The organism is Citrobacter sp. Ct235, assembly GCF_030332305.1.
Classification (GTDB): Bacteria; Pseudomonadota; Gammaproteobacteria; order Enterobacterales; family Enterobacteriaceae; genus Citrobacter_A; species Citrobacter_A telavivensis.
In genome coordinates this window covers 86,734-104,000 of sequence record NZ_JAOWIC010000002.1, presented here as the reverse complement: position 1 = coordinate 104,000, position 17,267 = coordinate 86,734, and the positions used below count along the sequence as shown (strand labels likewise).

Below are 17,267 nucleotides of genomic sequence, written 5' to 3'. Positions count from 1 at the left end.
TTGCGGATCAAGCAAATAATGCCATTTTTATTCAACGCAAACGGTTTTAATGAATATTAATTCATTTTTAGTAAGTAGTTAATCTGTTTGTGGACAAGGCCAGTCCGCTGTACAACCCGTGGGGCAACCCAGACAATACTGCTACCCGCGATCACTCCCAGAATCTCCGGCAGGGCATGGTAATCGAGGATCCTGGCGACGGCACGACCATAGCCGGCGGCAGTATGGATAAGGATAAATTCGCTGTTGTGCTCCACGCTCACTACCATTTCAGCAATCGAACGGGCGGCATCGGGGGCAGGGCGCAATTGCGGATTTACGGAATAAATTTTTTGTCCTTTCGTATTTCTAATTTTTATGACGCCAAGAATTTTCAGCAGGCGGGAAACCGTCGACTGGCTGATAGTTTCAAAGCCGTAGTTTTGCAGATCGCGGCGGATCTCCTCCTGCGAGAGATAACTTTTTTCGCCAATCAGGCGCTGACAAACAGAGAGCTGTAGTTCTTCTTTTTCTGAAGCGGGTTGGTAAAGTTTCATCATCAGTTAGTCCAGTGTAATCAGCCGAAGATAACAACCAATAGGTCTGCCCAATGTTTCTATTTTTAATTGATGACGCACTAAGCAAACGTTCTCCATTTCAACCGGGATGTATTTGATCGGCTTATTGAAATTCTACTGGAGCTCGCTTCAGCATCCTGACGGATGGCATCTCCATGAGAAAATATTCCACTTAGTCGTCTAAGGGAAGGCGGAGTTTTGCCGCTTCGTCTTCCCTGTGTTGACGTGCATCAACTGAGCGTGAGCACGCCTGTCGCCAACAGGTAGACGGCGTAGATCCCCGCCGCCACCACCATAATAGCCAGAACGATCTCTATTGGATTGAAAAGTCTCCCATTTTTCTCTTTCCGCGCCCAGACATAAAAAATGATGCCGAGGGCGTAGAGGATCATCGACATCAGCAGATATTCCATCCCGGCGGCGTAGACCAGCCAGGCGCCATAGAGTGTCGCCAGCGCGCCGATGATGATGTCGCGGGTGATGGAACGCTGTTCATCACTACTGTAACCGTCTCTCTGCCACGCCACTTTCAGGGCATACAGACCACTGAGAAAATAGGGGATCAGGATCATTGAGGTGGCAAGCAGCAGCAGCGCAAGATACCCCGCCTGTTGGAAATGGGCGATGATCAGGAACAGTTGGGTCAGGCCATTGGTCAGCAGCAGCGCGTTAACCGGTGCTTTATTGGCGTTTTCTTTGCCCAGAAATTTGGGCATGGTGCCGTCTTTACCGGCCATGTACGCCGTTTCCGCAGATAATAACGTCCAGGCCAGCAGCGCGGCACCGACGGAAACGATAAGGCCGATGTTCATCAGAGCGGCACCCCATGGCCCGACCGCCGCAGCCAGTACGCCCGCAGTCGAGGGGTTCTTCAACTGGGCGAGCTCGGGCTGGGAAAGGACGCCCAGCGACAGAACCGAAACGGCGACGAACAGCAGGATCGAGATGAAAAATCCAATCATGGTAGCTTTACCCACGTCTGATTTTTTCATCGCCCGGCCTGAGTACATGGCCGCGCCTTCAATGCCGATGAAAACCCAGGTGGTGACCAGCATGATGTTTTTCACCTGGTCCATGACGGAGCCGAGCTGTTCATTGCCCCAGAATTCGATCTTAAAGGTGCGAACCTGAAAGGCGACGCTGACCAGTACAACAAACATGATCAGAGGAACCACTTTCGCGACCGTGCCGATCAGATTGAGCAGGGCTGCACCCTGCACGCCGCGACAGATCAGGAAATGCAGGCTCCAGAGCAGAATTGAACCCACAATCAGCGCAGAAAGGGTGGTGCCATCACCAAAGAAGCCGAGCGCGCTGAATGAGCCGAGGGCGGAACAGATCACCACATAGTACGAAACGTTGCCGATCCACGCCGAGATCCAGTAACCCCAGGCGGAATTAAAACCGATGTACTCACCAAAGCCCGCGCGGGCATAGCCATACACGCCGCCTTCAACGTCACTTTTACGATGCGCCAGGGTCTGGAAAACAAAGGCGAGGGTTAACATCCCGATAAAGGTAATCCCCCAGCCGATCAGGATCGCGCCGGCGCCCGCTTTGGCCGCCATGTTCTGCGGCAGGGAAAATACCCCGGCGGCGATCAGCGCACTGACCACAAGCGCCGTTAGTGCCGGAAGTTTGAGCTTACCTTCGGACAGGGAGGCCGAAGCGTCCGCAGCCGGTTTGCTGGTATCTAGAGTAGTCATGAAGAGAGTCCTCAATCTGACAGAGAGTGATTTTTAGAAGTAGCTGTATTGCTTGCCGACGTATTCGGAGGTCATGCACTGCAAGACGCCGCTGTATCCCAGGGAGAAATAGACGATGTCGCCCACCTGATATCCCGATGCGGTGTGGGTGACATCGAGGATCAGGTGATCGGAACTGGCGCCGAGCACTTTGACGCCTGGGTCAAATGGCCGGAGTTGGGAGAAGGAGACGTCCTGCTCGCCGAGTGCGGCGAGCGCCCGGTGGTGTACGCCAAGATCTTCGAATACCGGCTTTCTCCCCATGGCATCCAGCGCCGTGGAGTGTCGCGGAACGGAGGGTTTATCTTTCAGCTCGATGATCTCCACGCCGAGCTTGATGGCATCCTGGCGGGTGTCGGGGATCGGCTCGTCATTCAGGCCGAATCCCATAATCAGCGATGCGCCAAGCCGCAGTTGGTTAACGCCCGTCGGTAGCCCACCGTTGATCAGCAGGAACAGGGCAGCGGAACTGGCGCCGGAAATGGTGCGCAGTTCAATACCCAGTTCGTCTTCTATTTCATGGGCGAGATCGACCAGCGCCTGCTGGTTTTCGGTAGTAGGTTCCACTCCGCCGTAGCAGGCGAGATTGGCGCCAAGGCCTTCCAGAGTCAGTCCCGGCAGTTCCTTGTGTACCAGGCGCGCAAGACGTCGCGTCTCCTGTGGATCCATGCAGCCTTCGCGCAGATCGCCCAGGTCGTGCATCAAAATGACCCGATGCGTTTTGTTCTGCGCCGTTGCAGCTGCGGAGAGCGCCTGCAACGTATGCTCTTCGGAATTCAGCGAGATATCCGCATAGGCCACAATGTCGTGCGCCAGGCTTATCTGCGGCAGACGCAGCAGCAGTTTGTCGACGGGCAGGTCGGCTATTTTTTTGAGATTCTGGATCCGGGAATCCGCAATCGTGCTGATACCGGCATCAATCATGGCTCTGGCGACATTCGCGGCTTCACAGCTCAGCTTATTGACGCCGACAGGCTCTACGCCGTGCTGGCGGCACAGCGCGATCAGCGTGCGGGTGTTGTCACGAATGACCGAAAGATTAACGAAGAGGCATGGAAAATCCTGGTTTCGCATAATGGGTCTCCTTACGTGAGACGCGGGTCAGGGGGCACCCGCGCCCGGTTCGTTCGGTCCAGTAGCTACCGTGGAGAAAGACGCCGTCCCGGACGGCGCTTTCCGTGTGGGTTAGTCGCCGAGCGTCGCCACCATCACTGCTTTGATGGTATGCATGCGGTTTTCTGCTTCGTCGAACACGATGGAGTGAGCGGATTCAAAAACCTCTTCCGTGACTTCCAGCCCTTTCAGGCCGTAGGCCGCTTCGATTTCACGTCCCACTTTGGTGTGTTCGTTATGGAAGGCGGGCAGGCAGTGCATGAATTTCACGTTGGGATTGCCGGTGGCGTCGATAACCTTCTGGTTGATCTGGTACGGCGTCATCAGGCTGACGCGCTCAGCCCAGGCCTCTTTCGGCTCACCCATGGAGACCCAGACGTCGGTGTACAGAAAATCGACGTCGTAAACGCCCTCTTCAACATCGTCCGTCAAGGTAATGCGCGCCCCGGTGGTGCTGGCGATGTTGCGGCACTGGGCGACCAGCGCTTCATCTGGCCAGAAGGATTTTGGCGCGACGAGGCGAATATCCATGCCCATCTTCGCGGCACCGACCATCAGTGAATTGCCCATGTTGTTACGCGCATCGCCAAGGTAAGCGAAGCTCAGTTCGGGCAGCGTTTTTCCAGGCGCGTGCTCCAGCATGGTCATCAGATCCGCGAGGATCTGCGTAGGATGGAATTCGTCAGTCAGGCCGTTCCACACCGGCACCCCGGCGTATTGCCCCAGCTCCTCAACGATCTGTTGACCGAACCCGCGGTACTCGATGCCGTCATACATCCGGCCCAGTACGCGAGCGGTATCTTTCATCGACTCTTTATGCCCAATCTGCGAGCCACTTGGGCCGAGGTAAGTGACCTGCGCGCCCTGGTCAAATGCCCCGACCTCAAAGGCACAGCGGGTGCGGGTGGAGGTTTTTTCGAATATCAGCGCGATATTTTTCCCGGTCAGCGTTTGCTTTTCGCGTCCGGCTTTTTTCGCCGCTTTTAGTTCAATTGCCAGATCGATCAGGAACTGAATTTCCGCCGGGGTAAAGTCGAGAAGCTTCAAAAAATTGCGATTTTTCAGTGAAATAGCCATCAATATATCCTTGTTAAAATGAACTGCCTGATGACGCTGCGCTTATCAGGTCTACGGACGTGAATCGGTGTAGGTCGGATAAGGCGAGGCCGCCATCCGGCAAAAAAGCCTTACGCGTCAACATCGGCGGTTTCTCGCCGAATCAGGGTGCCTTTATCTCCGGCGAGAATGGCCGGGCCATCGGCCAGCGAACCGATACCCGCAATGCCGTGGCAGCGGCTGACAAATTCAGCGCAGGCGCTGACTTTGGGTCCCATTGAGCCTGCATCAAACTGCATTTCGCTCAGCAGTTCCGGCGTCACCTGCGCCAGCGGACGTTGGGTGGGTTTGCCCCAGTCGAGGTACACCGCGTCGGCATCGGTCAGGATCAGCAGCGCGTCGGCGTGGATCTGGCTGGCAAGCAGCGCGGCGGAGAGGTCTTTGTCGATCACCGCTTCGAGGCCGTGGTAACCGTCCGCTCTCTCGACGACCGGCACACCGCCGCCACCGTTACAGATGACCAGGTGATCGCGGGCGATCAGTGCCTGGATGGCGTCGCTCTCAACAATTCGTTTCGGCTGTGGTGAGGGCACCACGCGGCGAAAGGCTTTACCGTCTGCTTTGAAAACCCAGCCTTTTTCCGCCTGTAACGCATCGGCCTGTACGTGGTCATAAACCGGGCCGATATACTTGGTGGGGTTGCGAAAGGCCGGATCGTTTGCGTCCACTTCCACCTGAGTAAGCAGCACGCTGATTTCCCGCTGCGGCAGTTGATTTTTCAGCGCCTGTTGCAGCATGTAGCCGATCATCCCCTGGCTTTCCGCCCCGAGAATATCCAGCGGGTACGGGGTGACGCGGTCATAGGCGCTGTTCTGCAATGCCAGTAGACCCACCTGCGGCCCGTTGCCGTGAACCAGCACCACCCGCCATTGCTGAGTGAGTTGGGCGATCGTTTTCGCCGCCAGGATGATGTTCTTGCGTTGGATATCGGCTTCCAGCGGTTCGCCGCGCTTGAGCAACGCATTGCCGCCCAGAGCGACAACCAAAGTCGGTTTGTTTTGCATGGTGGGTTCCTTAAATGCCATCGCGTTCCAGTGGGCAACTCATGCAGCGCGCGCCGCCGCGCCCGCGCCCCAGTTCGTCGCCGGGGATGGGCAGCACGGTGATGCCGGCTTTGTCGTATTTCTCGTTGGTCCAGATGTTGCGTTCGTAGCCCACGACCACGCCGGGGCGCAGCGTGAGGACGTTGTTGGCGTCGTTCCACTGTTCGCGTTCGGCTTCAAAGGCGTCGCCGCCGGTGGTAATCAAGCGCACTTGATCGATACCGAGTGCTTTCTCAATGGCGTTAACCAGCGTGCGTTCTTCGGTACGTTTCAGGCCGCCGCGGCCGTCTGGCGTCAGGGTCCAGCACTGCACGTCCTGGCGCACCACTTCCGGGTAAACGGAGAAGGTGTCGATATCGATGTGGGTCATGACGGTATCGAGGTGCATACAGGAGCGGTGTTTGGGGAGCTCAACGGCGATCACCCGTTCAGCCTGGCGATGTTTAAACAGAGACTGGGCAAGAAACTCGATCCCCTGCGGGGTCGTGCGTTCAGACATCCCGATCAGCACGGCCCCGCGCCCGATCACCAGTACATCACCGCCTTCTAAGGTGGCATGGTCGTAATTAATATTCTCGTCGCCGAAATATTTAATAAAGTCGCCGTCGGCAAATTGTGGATGCCAACGATAGATGGCTCGCAGATTATTGGTTTCGCGCTGGCGGGCCGGTTTAGCCATTGGGTTAATGGAGACGCCGTTATATATCCAGCAGGAAGTGTCACGGGTAAATAAATGGTTCGGCAATGGCTTCATAATAAAGTCATTAATATCGTGGGTATCGACCACCATATTTTTAATTGAGGCGGGAATTTCACCGTAGGTGAGTCCACCGCTTAAATGACGGGCCAGTTCACGATGCGACATATCGGCAAGCCAGGCACGGATATCGGTGGCGAAAGTAGGGCCAAGTCGGTAATCCGAGATTTGTGTTTCCAGCAGCCAGCTTTTCGCATCCGCGATATCCAGCGTTTGTGTCAGTAAATCAGTCAGTAACAGGACTTCGATACCCTGCTCGCGTAACGTGTTGGCGAAAATATCATGCTCTTCACCCGCGCGTTCAACCGACAGTACGTCATCAAACAGGAGCTCCTGGCAGTTAGACGGCGTGAGGCGTTTCAGGCTGAGATTAGGGCGATGCAACATCACACTGCGTAGTTGGCCGATTTCAGAACCGACATAATGTTTTTCCATTACGATACCTTTCACTCTATTTCAGGAATAAAAAGGGGGGTGACTGCGAATAATAAAAATGCTCGCAGTCATAACTGTTCCGATATTTTTCGAGAGGCATCATTGAATTATTAAGACGTCGAGAATGTGATGGGTTTCACATCCATTCGGTTATTTGTTTTTTCTTAATTAATATATGACAGAGGTCTGAGAAATAACAAAAATAAAAAGTATAAAACTGAATTACTACGCAGTTATACGGCAGGTTATTCTTCAGTGTTAATTATTTGTTGGCGAGATCAAATAATGAAAGTAATGTAACACTATGATTTGTATCAAATAATAAAGATTCGATGCATAGATATGCGTATTGTGAATTATATTATTATTACCATAAAGTAAATCGCGCAATAACTATGGTGATTATCATTGATTGAGTAAGGGAAATGAATTGTGATCGCCTGGCGGTTTTTCTTATAACTCTTTTTATAACAGTATGTTATGAAAATTTACCCTTAGTTTAATTTACCTTTTATGCAATAAATATGCATAAAACACTGTTTGGTGTTAACAGATAGTCAACAACTCCAGCGATAAACATGCGCTGACGCAAAACTTTGCAAGATAGCGATAGCACGGCAGGGCATTTTTTCGTATAACAATTAAAATTGAAACGCTGTTTTGAATGAGGGGTATAAGATGATCGTTGGTAACATTCACCATCTGCAATCCTGGCTTCCTGAAGAACTTCGCCAGGCGATTGAGCACATCAAGGCAAACGTCACCGAAACGACGGAGAAGGGGAAACATGAGATCGACGGCAGCCGTCTGTTCTATCTGATTTCTGAAGATATGACCGAGCCGTTCGAGAAGCGTCGGGCGGAGTATCACGCGCGCTATCTGGATATTCAGATCGTGCTGAAAGGGCAGGAAGGGATGACCTTCAGCGTGCTGCCTGCCGGTAAGCCGGATACCGACTGGCTGGCTGATAAAGACATCGCGTTTTTAGCGGAAGGTGAGCAAGAGAAAACGCTGATCCTGAATGAAGGCGACTTTGTCGTCTTTTATCCGCAAGAAGTGCACAAACCGCTGTGTGCCGTCGGCGCACCCGCGCCGGTGCGTAAAGCGGTGGTTAAACTGCTGATGGCCTGAAACAGTAAAGGCCGGGACTGAGCAGCCGCTCCCTGAATCGGAGCGGCTGTACCTTTTATCCCTTATCCTAAATTCGGCCGTAAAGTTCCTTGCTCCTGCGAAAGCGGTAAAAAATATAAAAACGGCAGTTGCATTCATTAAGAAGATAGCCTGTCAGTAAAGGTCGGTTTATTTCAGTGAGTAATAGCGCACCTCGATCTTGCTATTTCATTATATATTTAAATATATAACGATGTGGCCAGTTTTAGTTAGTCGTTGTATATTTCATTTTATATCGCTATCGCGATAACTTCAGTTACAACATACGGTTAGCCGTAACACTTCCTATTAAATTTCAAAAACTCGATCAAAAGCACGTTTAACTCTTTCTGGTGAATAACACTTTTGTGTTACATCAATTCTTGTTGAAAAAGCATCCCGCAAAATATATCGCACAAAATTAAATATTAACTTTTGAATTAATTTCAGGGCAAGGTATGAATAAGAAATGGAAGTGGATAGCGGGTCTTGTTTTTGTGGGCATTATCCTGGGGGGAACACTCGCGCTGTCATCCATGTGGGTGATGCATAAAACCTCAGACACCTCGTTTTGTCTCTCCTGTCACACCATGCAAGCACCCTATGAAGAGTACCAGGGGTCTGCGCACTTTATGAATCAAAAAGGTATCCGCGCCGAGTGCCAGGATTGCCATATTCCGCAATCGGGTATGGATTACCTGATCACGAAAGTTCGGGCCAGCAAGGATATCTGGCATGAGTTTGTCACCGGAAAAATTGATACACCGGAAAAATATGAGGCGCACCGCCTTGAGATGGCGGAGACCGTCTGGGATCAGATGAAAGCCAACGATTCGGCGACCTGCCGCTCGTGTCACCAGTTTGACGCCATGGATCTGCAAAAGCAGAGCGCCGACGCGCAGAAAATGCATGCGCTGGGCATCAAAGAAAAACAAACCTGTATTGATTGCCATAAAGGTATCGCGCACTTCCCGCCTGAAATCACAATTGACTCCAAAGCCCATGATGCACTGATAGAAAGCGCACGCCAGACGCCGGTTGATGCAAAAGAAGTGTACCCCGTCGCGCCTACCTCACTGGGCAATCTGGGCACGGTTTACCCGGCCACCAAACTGAACGTGGTGGGTCAGTCTGGCGATGCGCGTGAAGTGGAGATAATCGGTAGTCAAATGCAGGGTGCCGAGCAGGTGATTTACATCGCGGCGGGCCAGCGTTTAGTCCTTGCCACGCTTACCGATGAAGGACAAAAAGCACTCAAAATCTCCAGTGACTGGGAAAAAGATCCTTACGGAAACGCGTGGCGCACGGTTTCTCTACGCGCGCCACTGGCTGAACCCGCACTGGGTAAACCCGACGCTATCTGGGACTACGCCAAAACACTCGACAAAACGTATTGCTCCGGATGCCATGCGCCGATTTCTTCTGAACATTACACCTTAAATGCCTGGCCTTCCGTTGCCAAAGGGATGGGCGCGAGAACGGACATCAGTGCTGAGGATTTAGACATCCTGACTCGCTGGTTCCAGTATCACGCCAAAGATTTTACCGCCAAGGAATAACTGAAAATTACGATTAAAGGAAAACCTATGAACCTTACACGACGTAACTTTATAAAATATGCTGGCGGTTCCGCTGGCGCGATGATGATTACCTCGGCAATCCCTATGCCGACGTGGGCCGCAGACGCGCCGGGTAACGCGATCCTGACTGCGGGGCGTTGGGGAGCGATGTACATCGAGGTTAAAGACGGCAAAATTGTTTCGTCTCGCGGCGCGCTGGCGAAAACGATTCCCAACGATCTGCAAACTACCGCACCGGATCAGGCGCATACCCCGTGCCGTATTCAATCTCCGATGGTACGTAAAGGCTTTCTGAATGCGCCGGGCAAACCGGACGGCAAACGTGGTAAAGACGAGTTCGTCAAAGTGTCATGGGAAGACGCCCTGAAGCTCATTCACGAACAGCACGCCCGTATCCGTGCCGAGCATGGCCCTTCTTCCGTATTTGCGGGGTCTTATGGCTGGCGCTCCAGTGGCGTACTGCACAAAGCGCAGACGCTGCTTCAGCGTTACATGAGCATGGCGGGCGGCTACACCGGACATACCGGCGACTACTCCACTGGCGCGGCGCAGGTGATCATGCCGCACGTAGTCGGTTCGGTAGAGGTTTACGAGCAGCAGACGGCATGGCCGCTGCTCCTTGAACATAGCCAGGTGGTGGTCCTGTGGGGCCTTAACCCACTGAACACCCTGAAAATCGCCTGGACCAGTACTGATGAGCAAGGCCTCGAGTACTTTAATAAACTGAAAGCCTCCGGCAAAACCGTTATCGCCATCGATCCGCAACGCTCAGAAACCATCGATTTCTTCGGAGATAAAGCGCAGTGGATTGCGCCGAATATGGGTACCGACGTGGCGCTGATGTTGGGTATTGCGTCCGCGCTGGTAGAAAAAGGCCTGCATGACAAAGCCTTCCTCGATAAATACACCACCGGCTATGGCGAATTCGAAGCTTATCTGACGGGTAAAAGCGACAACACGCCGAAAAATCCGGCCTGGGCCGAGAAGATTTGCGGCGTTCCGGCGAAGCAAATGGAAATTCTGGCGGAAATCTTTGCCAAGAATAAAACCATGCTGATGGCGGGCTGGGGCATTCAGCGTCAGCAGTATGGCGAACAGCGCCACTGGATGCTGGTCACCCTGGCGGCGATGCTCGGCCAGATTGGTACCGAGGGCGGCGGTTTTGGTTTCTCTTACCATTACTCTAACGGCGGCAACCCAACCCGTAGCGGCGGTGTGCTGTCGGCGATTTCAGCGACAATCGCAGGCGGCTCGTCTGCTGGCAACGACTGGGCAACTTCCGATGCGGTTGAAGCGTTCCCGGTTGCGCGTATTGTTGAGGCTCTGGAAAACCCCGGCGGCAAATATCAGCATAATGGTAAAGAACAAACCTTCCCCGATCTGCGCATGATCTGGTGGGCTGGCGGTGGCAACTTCACTCATCATCAGGACACCAACCGCCTGGTCAAAGCCTGGCAAAAACCGGAACTGGTGGTGATCTCCGAGTGCTACTGGACGGCTGCCGCCAAGCACGCTGATATTGTTCTGCCGATCACCACATCGTTTGAACGTAACGACCTGACCATGACCGGCGACTACAGCAACCAGCATCTGGTGCCGATGAAACAAGCTATCCCACCGCAATTCGAGGCCCGCAACGATTTTGACGTGTTCGCGGATATGGCGGAGTTGCTGAAACCAGGCGGTAAAGCTGCCTATACCGAAGGCAAGAGCGAAATGGACTGGCTGCGCGAGTTCTACGACGTGGCGCAGAAAGGCGCTCGCCAGCAGCGCGTCAATATGCCGCAGTTCACTGCCTTCTGGGACGCGAACAAGCTGATCGAAATGCGTAAGAATCCGAAAGAAGAAGCATTTGTGCGCTATGCCGATTTCCGTAAGGACCCGGTGATGAACCCGCTGGGTACGCCGAGCGGTAAAATCGAGATCTACTCGAAAACCATCGAAGGCTTCAACTATAAGGATTGCCCGGCACATCCGACCTGGCTGGAACCAGACGAGTGGGCTGGCAACGCTAAAGAGGGTGAACTGCAGTTGCTGACCGCGCACCCGGCGCATCGTTTACACAGCCAGCTTAACTATGCGTCGCTGCGTAAACAGTATGCGGTGGCTAACCGTGAGCCGTTCTACATCCATCCGGAAGATGCGAAAAAACGTGGTATTGCTGACGGCGATTTGGTGCGTGTCTGGAACGCGCGCGGCCAGGTGTTGACCGGCGCGAAAGTCACCGACGGCATCAAGCAGGGCGTGGTGTGTATCCATGAAGGCGCATGGCCGGATCTGGATTATGCTGGCACCGGGATCTGTAAAAACGGCGGGGCCAACGTGCTTACCAAAGACATCCCGACCTCGCGTCTGGCGAATGGCTGCGCGGGCAACACTGCGCTGGTGATGGCGGAGAAATACACTGGACCGGAGCTGGAACTTACCGCGTTTACGCCACCAATGGGCGCGTAATTCACTGTTGTAATACTGAGCGGAAACGGTGATTTCGCCTCAGACTGCTCATGAACCCCACATTGTTATGTGGGGTTTTTCTTTGCAGATAACATTATTGTGCCAGCGTTGCCACCATCACGGCTTTAATGGTATGCATCCGGTTTTCGGCCTGGTCGAACACAATACTGGCCGGGGATTCAAATACTTCATCGGTGACTTCCATCCCGCCATGCAGACCAAATTCCTCCGCCATTTTTTTACCGAGCGTGGTCTGGTCGTCATGAAACGCGGGCAGGCAGTGCAGGAACTTCACCTGCGGATTCCCGGAAAGCGTCATCATCTGGCTGTTGACCTGATAGTCACGCAGCATGGCGATACGCTCCGCCCACTTCTCTTTTGGTTCGCCCATCGACACCCAGACGTCGGTGTAGATAAAGTCTGCACCTTTCACCCCTGCCGCGATATCTTCGGTGAGCGTAATGTTGCCGCCATTTTTCTTCGCCATTGCGCTGCATTCTGCGACCAGCGATGCTTCTGGCCAGCAGGCTTTTGGCGCCACCAGACGCAGATCAAGCCCGGTGAGTGCGGCGGCTTCCAGCATTGAGTTACCCATGTTATTGCGCGCATCACCGGCGTAAACCAGCGTCATGTCGTTAAACGCTGTGCCCGGTAAATGTTCCTGCATTGTCAGCAGGTCGGCCAGCAACTGGGTGGGATGGAACTCATTGGTCAACCCGTTCCATACCGGTACACCGGCATAGTCGGCCAGCGTTTCGACCACTTCCTGACCGTAACCGCGATACTGAATGCCGTCATACATCCTGCCCAGCACGCGTGCGGTGTCCTTAATTGACTCTTTATGCCCAATCTGGCTCCCGCTGGAACCGAGATAAGTGACGCGAGCGCCCTGGTCGTAAGCGGCAACTTCGAAAGAGCATCGTGTACGGGTCGAGTCTTTTTCGAAGATGAGCGCGATGTTTTTGCCTGTAAGTTTTTGTTCTTCTTTGCCGTTTTTCTTATCGGCTTTCAGTTTTGCGGCAAGTTGGATAAGTGCGTTGAGTTCAGCAGAGGTGAAATCGAGTAACTTTAAAAAATGCTTCTGATAAAAACCTGACATAGTTCCCTCCCATGGCTGATGCCATCTATTGAATTAAAATTCAATTTATATGGATGATTATGCATTTGCAACCCCGTTTAACAAATCTTTTCTGGAAAGGTGGAGGCAACGACGGTGGTATGTGACAATAAGAGTATCGGCAGGACATTATGAGGAACGAGCCATGGCAAACCCGGAACAACTGGAAGAGCAGCGTGAAGAAACGCGCCTGATTATTGAAGAATTACTGGATGATGGCAGCGACCCGGACGCGCTGTATACCATCGAGCACCATCTTTCCGCAGACGATTTCGAAACCCTGGAAAAAGCCGCGGTTGAAGCGTTTAAACTTGGCTACGAAGTGACCGAGCCGGAAGAGCTGGAAGTGGAAGAAGGCGACACCGTCATTTGCTGCGATATCCTCAGTGAATGTGCGCTGAAAGCCGATCTTATCGACGCGCAGGTTGAGCAACTGATGAACCTGGCAGAGAAATATGACGTTGAATACGACGGCTGGGGCACCTACTTTGAAGACCCGAACGGTGAAGAAGGTGAAGAGGGTGACGACGAAGACTACGTCGACGAAGATGACGACGGTGTGCGTCACTAAGATCCCCGCACGTTAAAAAAGTACGGCAGTTTGCTGCCGTACTCTTTCGACAGGTTACACATGGACTATCCGCAAATTCTCTCCCCGGTACGCCAGTTTCTACACTGTCCTACCCCGCAGGCCTGGATTGACCAGGCGCGCGATCCGCAAAACCTTCCTCTGCTGCTCACCGATCATTTGATTTGCGAACTTAAGGCGGCGCAAACGGCGATGCTGCTGGTGCGTAAGTACGTGGCGGATAAACCGGGTGCGGATGCGCTGCTCGCCTGGCTGCAGCCGTATGAAGCCTTTGCCTTCCGCGAAGGGCCGGAACCGGACTTTGTCGCGCTCCATAAACAGATTGGTAAAAGCGTGATGCCAGAAACGGACGATCCGTGGGGCCGCCAGCTTATCGACAGCATGGTGCTGTTGATAAAAGAAGAACTGCACCACTTCTGGCAGGTGCGCGAAGCGATGCAGGCCAGAAATATTCCTTACGTGAAGATCACCGCCAGTCGCTACGCAAAAGGGATGCTGAAAGCGGTGCGCACGCATGAACCGCTGACGCTGATTGATAAGCTGATTTGTGGGGCTTACATCGAAGCACGCTCCTGCGAACGCTTTGCCGCGCTGGCCCCGTTTCTCGATGACGACCTGCAAAAGTTCTACCTGTCGCTACTGCGCTCCGAAGCGCGCCACTTTCAGGACTACCTGGCGCTGGCGCAACAGGTGTCGCAGGAGGATATTTCTCCCCGCGTCCGTCATTTTGGTGAAGTGGAAGCTGCGCTGATAGCCTCGCCGGACAATGAGTTTCGCTTTCACAGCGGCGTCCCCGTCGCCTCTTAATTTCGGTAGTTCTGCCTGCTGTAAGGTGACATCCCGTCGCGAGCAGGGAAAAATGTCTCTTTTTCAGGGCAAGGAATACCGATGAACTGGACACATGTACTTCTCGCAGGCTACGTCGGCGCGGTTATCGCTGCGGTGATTGGGCTGATGCGTAAAAAAGGCTGGGTGGGGAAAGCCTCTGGCGCGGTGCTGATGATTGTGGCGATCGTCGCGTGGAACCTCTTTGACGTGCACTACCTGATCCCGCGAGAAAAAGCGGCATCCGGTCAAACGGAAGAGCAGCAGTTTGATGCCGCGCTACTGCAAATGCCGACGTTTCAGGTACTGAAGGAACAGGAGCCGACATTCTGGATCCATCTTCGTACACAGGCGCTGCAGCTAAAAAATGAAGGTAAAACCGAGCAGCAAATTATCGATACCATTCAACCGCAGGTGCTACAAATTCAGATGTCGCGTTTACAGCAGGCACCGGACAGCAACGTCGTTGACTATATGAAGATCAATCTCGAACAGATTGCCGCGGTGCAGAAAAAAGGCGACGACGAGTGTTTCCGCTTTCTCTTCCCGCAGGTCAAAGGCGGGATTAACCCGACGCGTCTGATCTCACAGGATATTCTGAAACGGCGTATGGAAGGCGATGCCACGATGATGCGCGCGGCGTATGGTGTCAATAAACACACGGTGACAGAGGCTGAGAAACAACAGGCCATGGAGGATCTGCAAAATGTCGTACCGGTGCTGGTGCAGCGTTACGGAGAGGATGTACAGCTTATGGCTGAGCCGCAGAAGGGCGTGGGGAAAGAAAAGGTTGTCTGCGATCTGGTGCAGGATATGTGGGTGGAAGTGTTGAAATTGCCAGCCGCGCAGGCCGCTGGCGTGATTCGACTTTCGGTATCGCCTGAGATGCAATAACCTGCTTTACAGGGGTTTGAGCATGCGCACTTCGCAATCGACGTGCCCGGTGCAGCCCAGCGGTTCGCTGATATGCTCAAACCCTAAATGTTCGTACAGGCCAATCGCCTCGCGTAAAAAGGCAGTGGTTTCCAGATAGCAGTGTTTAAATCCCTGCGCGCGAGCGTGGTCCATCGCCATCAGCGCCAGCTTTTTCGCCATGCCTTGTCCGCGCGCTGCGGGCAAAAAGTACATTTTTTGCAGCTCGCAAATATCGGGTTCGCTACACGTTAACGGGGCAATTCCGCCACCGCCCACGATTTCCCCATTACGCTCCACCACCCAATACGCATGGCCTGGCTGAGAGTAGAGCTGATACAGTTCGTCCAGATTCGGATCGGCAACCGTATAGCCTTTGTCAGCGGTGAGACCATATTCGGCGGACACCTGGCGGATAACCGCCGCGATGACAGGATTATCCTGTACGCAAAGGGGACGGAGAGTGAGGGACTGATGCTGTTGATTACTCATATTTTCGTTTAATTAAATCTACATATATATAATTATAATTGATATCACTGTCTGTGAAAGCATGCAAGCAGTACGTAAAAAAACAAGCGTTTCTTCACTGAACGGGTTATTCTGCGTTTTCTGATAGTGATATTATTTAATAGTTTTCATTTTTATATTTGGCAAACAAAGGAATTGTTATGGACTCAGTAGTAAAAAACGGGCAGCAGTCTCGTTGGCAGTTTGACTTTCATGGTCGCGCCGGAGAATATTTTATGATCTGCCTGACTAATATCATTCTATGTATCATTACTCTTGGTATCTATACACCATGGGCGATGGTGCGCAGTCGTCGCTATATTTATGAAAATATGGAATTGAACGGTGCGCGTTTTGGCTACCATGCGACGGGACTGGCAATTTTCTTAAGCTGGTTGTTCCTGGTTTTTGTTATTATCTTGATCTCTTTCTTCGCTGCCGTGCCCGCGCTTGAACTGGTGTTACTGTTGGTATTTTTCCTGGTGTTACCTCTCTTTATGGTCAAAAGCATAAAATATAATGCCATGATGACCACGCTGAATAATGTACGCTTTAACTTTCACAGTCCATTGGGACGTGCATGGTGGGTGATGATGGGATTACCCGTTGTGCTTTATATTCTGCTGACGGTGATTATTCTCCTGGTGGTGAATATTCCTGGTGACAGCGTTACGGCTATTATTACAAAAGTCCTGTTAGCATTCGTTATTTTCCTGGCGGGTGCCGGCGTTATTGCCGGTGTCGTGTATGCGAAATGGATTACGCTGCTCGGTGAGGGCGGTCAGTTTGGTATTCATCGTTTCGCTGTTGCGGTAAGCGTAAAACAGTGCATTAAAGTGTGTTTCCTGTCGATGCTGATCGTTGTGCCTTTCCTGGCGATGATTGCCTGGCTCTTTTCCGGCATTTTCAGCGCCATCATGATGGCCAGCATGATGGGCGGGATGAGTGAGGAGGCGCAGCTTGCACTGATCCTTGAGTACCAGGGACAAATCATCGCCTGCTACCTGCTCTATTTCGCTGCTATTCTGCTTTCCACTGGGTATATGTGGATGGGGTTGCGTAATCATTTTATGAACAGTCTGACGCTCGCGAACGGCGGTATCCGTTTTCATTCCGGTATCGCATTTCATGCGCTGGTGGTGCAGTGGGTGCTGATTGCCGTGGTATCGTCCATTACGCTGGGGCTGGCCTATCCGTTAATGAAGATGCGCTATCTGCGTTTCCTGGCGGCGAATACCTGGGTTGATGGCGATCTGGATACTCTGGAACTGACTGACCATGATGAACAACCCGAGACAGGACCGATTGCGGTGCTTTCACGCGGTATGATGCCGCAGGTTCCATTTATTTGATACAACAAACCTG

The 17,267-nt window shown here is 52.8% G+C and carries 16 protein-coding genes; 7 read left to right on the top strand and 9 right to left on the bottom strand.

The genetic code is table 11. The annotated features are described in order from the left end of the window. Positions 1 to 56 precede the first annotated feature (56 nt). From OGY35_RS00445 to arcA, 6 genes are all read right to left on the bottom strand, one after another. A complete protein-coding gene (locus tag OGY35_RS00445; RefSeq protein WP_042322699.1) occupies positions 57 to 536 on the bottom strand; it encodes an arginine repressor in 480 nt (159 codons plus the stop codon). Positions 537 to 787: 251 nt separating this feature from the next. Next, positions 788 to 2,263 carry an arginine-ornithine antiporter gene (gene arcD, locus OGY35_RS00440; protein ID WP_178825859.1) on the bottom strand — a complete coding sequence of 492 codons (1,476 nt, stop codon included), beginning with the start codon at positions 2,261 to 2,263 and terminating at the stop codon, positions 788 to 790. A gap of 33 nt (positions 2,264 to 2,296) precedes the next feature. Continuing rightward, the gene (locus OGY35_RS00435) at positions 2,297 to 3,376 is read right to left on the bottom strand and encodes an alanine/ornithine racemase family PLP-dependent enzyme (protein WP_152401793.1); all 1,080 of its coding nucleotides are present in this window, start codon (positions 3,374 to 3,376) and stop codon (positions 2,297 to 2,299) included. A 111-nt stretch (positions 3,377 to 3,487) separates the two neighbouring features. Continuing rightward, entirely contained in the window at positions 3,488 to 4,492 is a 1,005-nt protein-coding gene (gene argF, locus OGY35_RS00430; RefSeq protein ID WP_152401795.1) for an ornithine carbamoyltransferase, read from the bottom strand. A gap of 110 nt (positions 4,493 to 4,602) precedes the next feature. After that, positions 4,603 to 5,535, bottom strand: a complete 933-nt coding sequence (gene arcC, locus OGY35_RS00425) for a carbamate kinase (protein WP_286631144.1) — start codon at positions 5,533 to 5,535, stop codon at positions 4,603 to 4,605. A 10-nt stretch (positions 5,536 to 5,545) separates the two neighbouring features. After that, positions 5,546 to 6,766 (bottom strand): arginine deiminase, encoded by a 1,221-nt coding sequence (gene arcA / locus OGY35_RS00420; RefSeq protein ID WP_152401799.1) that lies wholly within the window; start codon positions 6,764 to 6,766, stop codon positions 5,546 to 5,548. Between the two features lie 678 nt (positions 6,767 to 7,444). On the opposite strand from arcA, the gene OGY35_RS00415 reads away from it, so the two are divergent. The 3 genes from OGY35_RS00415 to OGY35_RS00405 all read left to right on the top strand — a co-directional run bounded on the left by OGY35_RS00415 (position 7,445) and on the right by OGY35_RS00405 (position 11,949). Continuing rightward, positions 7,445 to 7,897, top strand: coding sequence for a YhcH/YjgK/YiaL family protein (locus OGY35_RS00415; protein ID WP_152401801.1), 453 nt, complete (start codon positions 7,445 to 7,447; stop codon positions 7,895 to 7,897). 476 nt (positions 7,898 to 8,373) lie between these two features. After that, a complete protein-coding gene (locus tag OGY35_RS00410; RefSeq protein ID WP_286631142.1) occupies positions 8,374 to 9,474 on the top strand; it encodes a NapC/NirT family cytochrome c in 1,101 nt (366 codons plus the stop codon). Positions 9,475 to 9,501: 27 nt separating this feature from the next. Beyond that, positions 9,502 to 11,949 carry a molybdopterin guanine dinucleotide-containing S/N-oxide reductase gene (locus tag OGY35_RS00405; RefSeq protein ID WP_286631141.1) on the top strand — a complete coding sequence of 816 codons (2,448 nt, stop codon included), beginning with the start codon at positions 9,502 to 9,504 and terminating at the stop codon, positions 11,947 to 11,949. 94 nt (positions 11,950 to 12,043) lie between these two features. Here the strand turns inward: OGY35_RS00405 and argF (OGY35_RS00400) are convergent, their stop codons facing one another. Beyond that, entirely contained in the window at positions 12,044 to 13,048 is a 1,005-nt protein-coding gene (gene argF, locus OGY35_RS00400; protein ID WP_178827081.1) for an ornithine carbamoyltransferase, read from the bottom strand. Further along, on the bottom strand, positions 13,018 to 13,113 hold the full coding sequence (gene argL / locus OGY35_RS24495) for a putative translational regulatory protein ArgL (protein WP_371305914.1): 96 nt from the start codon (positions 13,111 to 13,113) through the stop codon (positions 13,018 to 13,020). Before argL ends, argF (OGY35_RS00400) begins: the two co-directional genes overlap by 31 nt. Positions 13,114 to 13,211: 98 nt before the next feature. Between argL and rraB the strand changes: the two genes are divergently transcribed. From rraB to OGY35_RS00385, 3 genes are all read left to right on the top strand, one after another. Next, positions 13,212 to 13,637, top strand: coding sequence for a ribonuclease E inhibitor RraB (gene rraB, locus OGY35_RS00395; protein WP_042321721.1), 426 nt, complete (start codon positions 13,212 to 13,214; stop codon positions 13,635 to 13,637). Positions 13,638 to 13,697: 60 nt separating this feature from the next. Next, positions 13,698 to 14,462 (top strand): tRNA isopentenyl-2-thiomethyl-A-37 hydroxylase MiaE, encoded by a 765-nt coding sequence (miaE, locus tag OGY35_RS00390; protein WP_286631140.1) that lies wholly within the window; start codon positions 13,698 to 13,700, stop codon positions 14,460 to 14,462. 81 nt (positions 14,463 to 14,543) lie between these two features. Beyond that, a complete protein-coding gene (locus OGY35_RS00385; protein ID WP_286631139.1) occupies positions 14,544 to 15,374 on the top strand; it encodes a topoisomerase II in 831 nt (276 codons plus the stop codon). Positions 15,375 to 15,380: 6 nt separating this feature from the next. Here the strand turns inward: OGY35_RS00385 and OGY35_RS00380 are convergent, their stop codons facing one another. After that, the gene (locus tag OGY35_RS00380) at positions 15,381 to 15,884 is read right to left on the bottom strand and encodes a GNAT family N-acetyltransferase (RefSeq protein ID WP_178828442.1); all 504 of its coding nucleotides are present in this window, start codon (positions 15,882 to 15,884) and stop codon (positions 15,381 to 15,383) included. 179 nt (positions 15,885 to 16,063) lie between these two features. On the opposite strand from OGY35_RS00380, the gene OGY35_RS00375 reads away from it, so the two are divergent. Next, a complete protein-coding gene (locus OGY35_RS00375; protein WP_152401815.1) occupies positions 16,064 to 17,254 on the top strand; it encodes a YjgN family protein in 1,191 nt (396 codons plus the stop codon). Positions 17,255 to 17,267: the final 13 nt, after the last annotated feature.

Excerpts from the sequence above, each read along its gene's own strand:
- OGY35_RS00445 (WP_042322699.1), bottom strand. The coding sequence starts at position 536 with ATGAAACTTTACCAACCCGCTTCAGAAAAAGAAGAACTACAGCTCTCT.
- arcD (WP_178825859.1), bottom strand. The coding sequence starts at position 2,263 with ATGACTACTCTAGATACCAGCAAACCGGCTGCGGACGCTTCGGCCTCC.
- OGY35_RS00435 (WP_152401793.1), bottom strand. The coding sequence starts at position 3,376 with ATGCGAAACCAGGATTTTCCATGCCTCTTCGTTAATCTTTCGGTCATT.
- argF (WP_152401795.1), bottom strand. The coding sequence starts at position 4,492 with ATGGCTATTTCACTGAAAAATCGCAATTTTTTGAAGCTTCTCGACTTT.
- arcC (WP_286631144.1), bottom strand. The coding sequence starts at position 5,535 with ATGCAAAACAAACCGACTTTGGTTGTCGCTCTGGGCGGCAATGCGTTG.
- arcA (WP_152401799.1), bottom strand. The coding sequence starts at position 6,766 with ATGGAAAAACATTATGTCGGTTCTGAAATCGGCCAACTACGCAGTGTG.
- OGY35_RS00415 (WP_152401801.1), top strand. The coding sequence starts at position 7,445 with ATGATCGTTGGTAACATTCACCATCTGCAATCCTGGCTTCCTGAAGAA.
- OGY35_RS00410 (WP_286631142.1), top strand. The coding sequence starts at position 8,374 with ATGAATAAGAAATGGAAGTGGATAGCGGGTCTTGTTTTTGTGGGCATT.
- OGY35_RS00405 (WP_286631141.1), top strand. The coding sequence starts at position 9,502 with ATGAACCTTACACGACGTAACTTTATAAAATATGCTGGCGGTTCCGCT.
- argF (WP_178827081.1), bottom strand. The coding sequence starts at position 13,048 with ATGTCAGGTTTTTATCAGAAGCATTTTTTAAAGTTACTCGATTTCACC.
- argL (WP_371305914.1), bottom strand. The coding sequence starts at position 13,113 with ATGCATAATCATCCATATAAATTGAATTTTAATTCAATAGATGGCATC.
- rraB (WP_042321721.1), top strand. The coding sequence starts at position 13,212 with ATGGCAAACCCGGAACAACTGGAAGAGCAGCGTGAAGAAACGCGCCTG.
- miaE (WP_286631140.1), top strand. The coding sequence starts at position 13,698 with ATGGACTATCCGCAAATTCTCTCCCCGGTACGCCAGTTTCTACACTGT.
- OGY35_RS00385 (WP_286631139.1), top strand. The coding sequence starts at position 14,544 with ATGAACTGGACACATGTACTTCTCGCAGGCTACGTCGGCGCGGTTATC.
- OGY35_RS00380 (WP_178828442.1), bottom strand. The coding sequence starts at position 15,884 with ATGAGTAATCAACAGCATCAGTCCCTCACTCTCCGTCCCCTTTGCGTA.
- OGY35_RS00375 (WP_152401815.1), top strand. The coding sequence starts at position 16,064 with ATGGACTCAGTAGTAAAAAACGGGCAGCAGTCTCGTTGGCAGTTTGAC.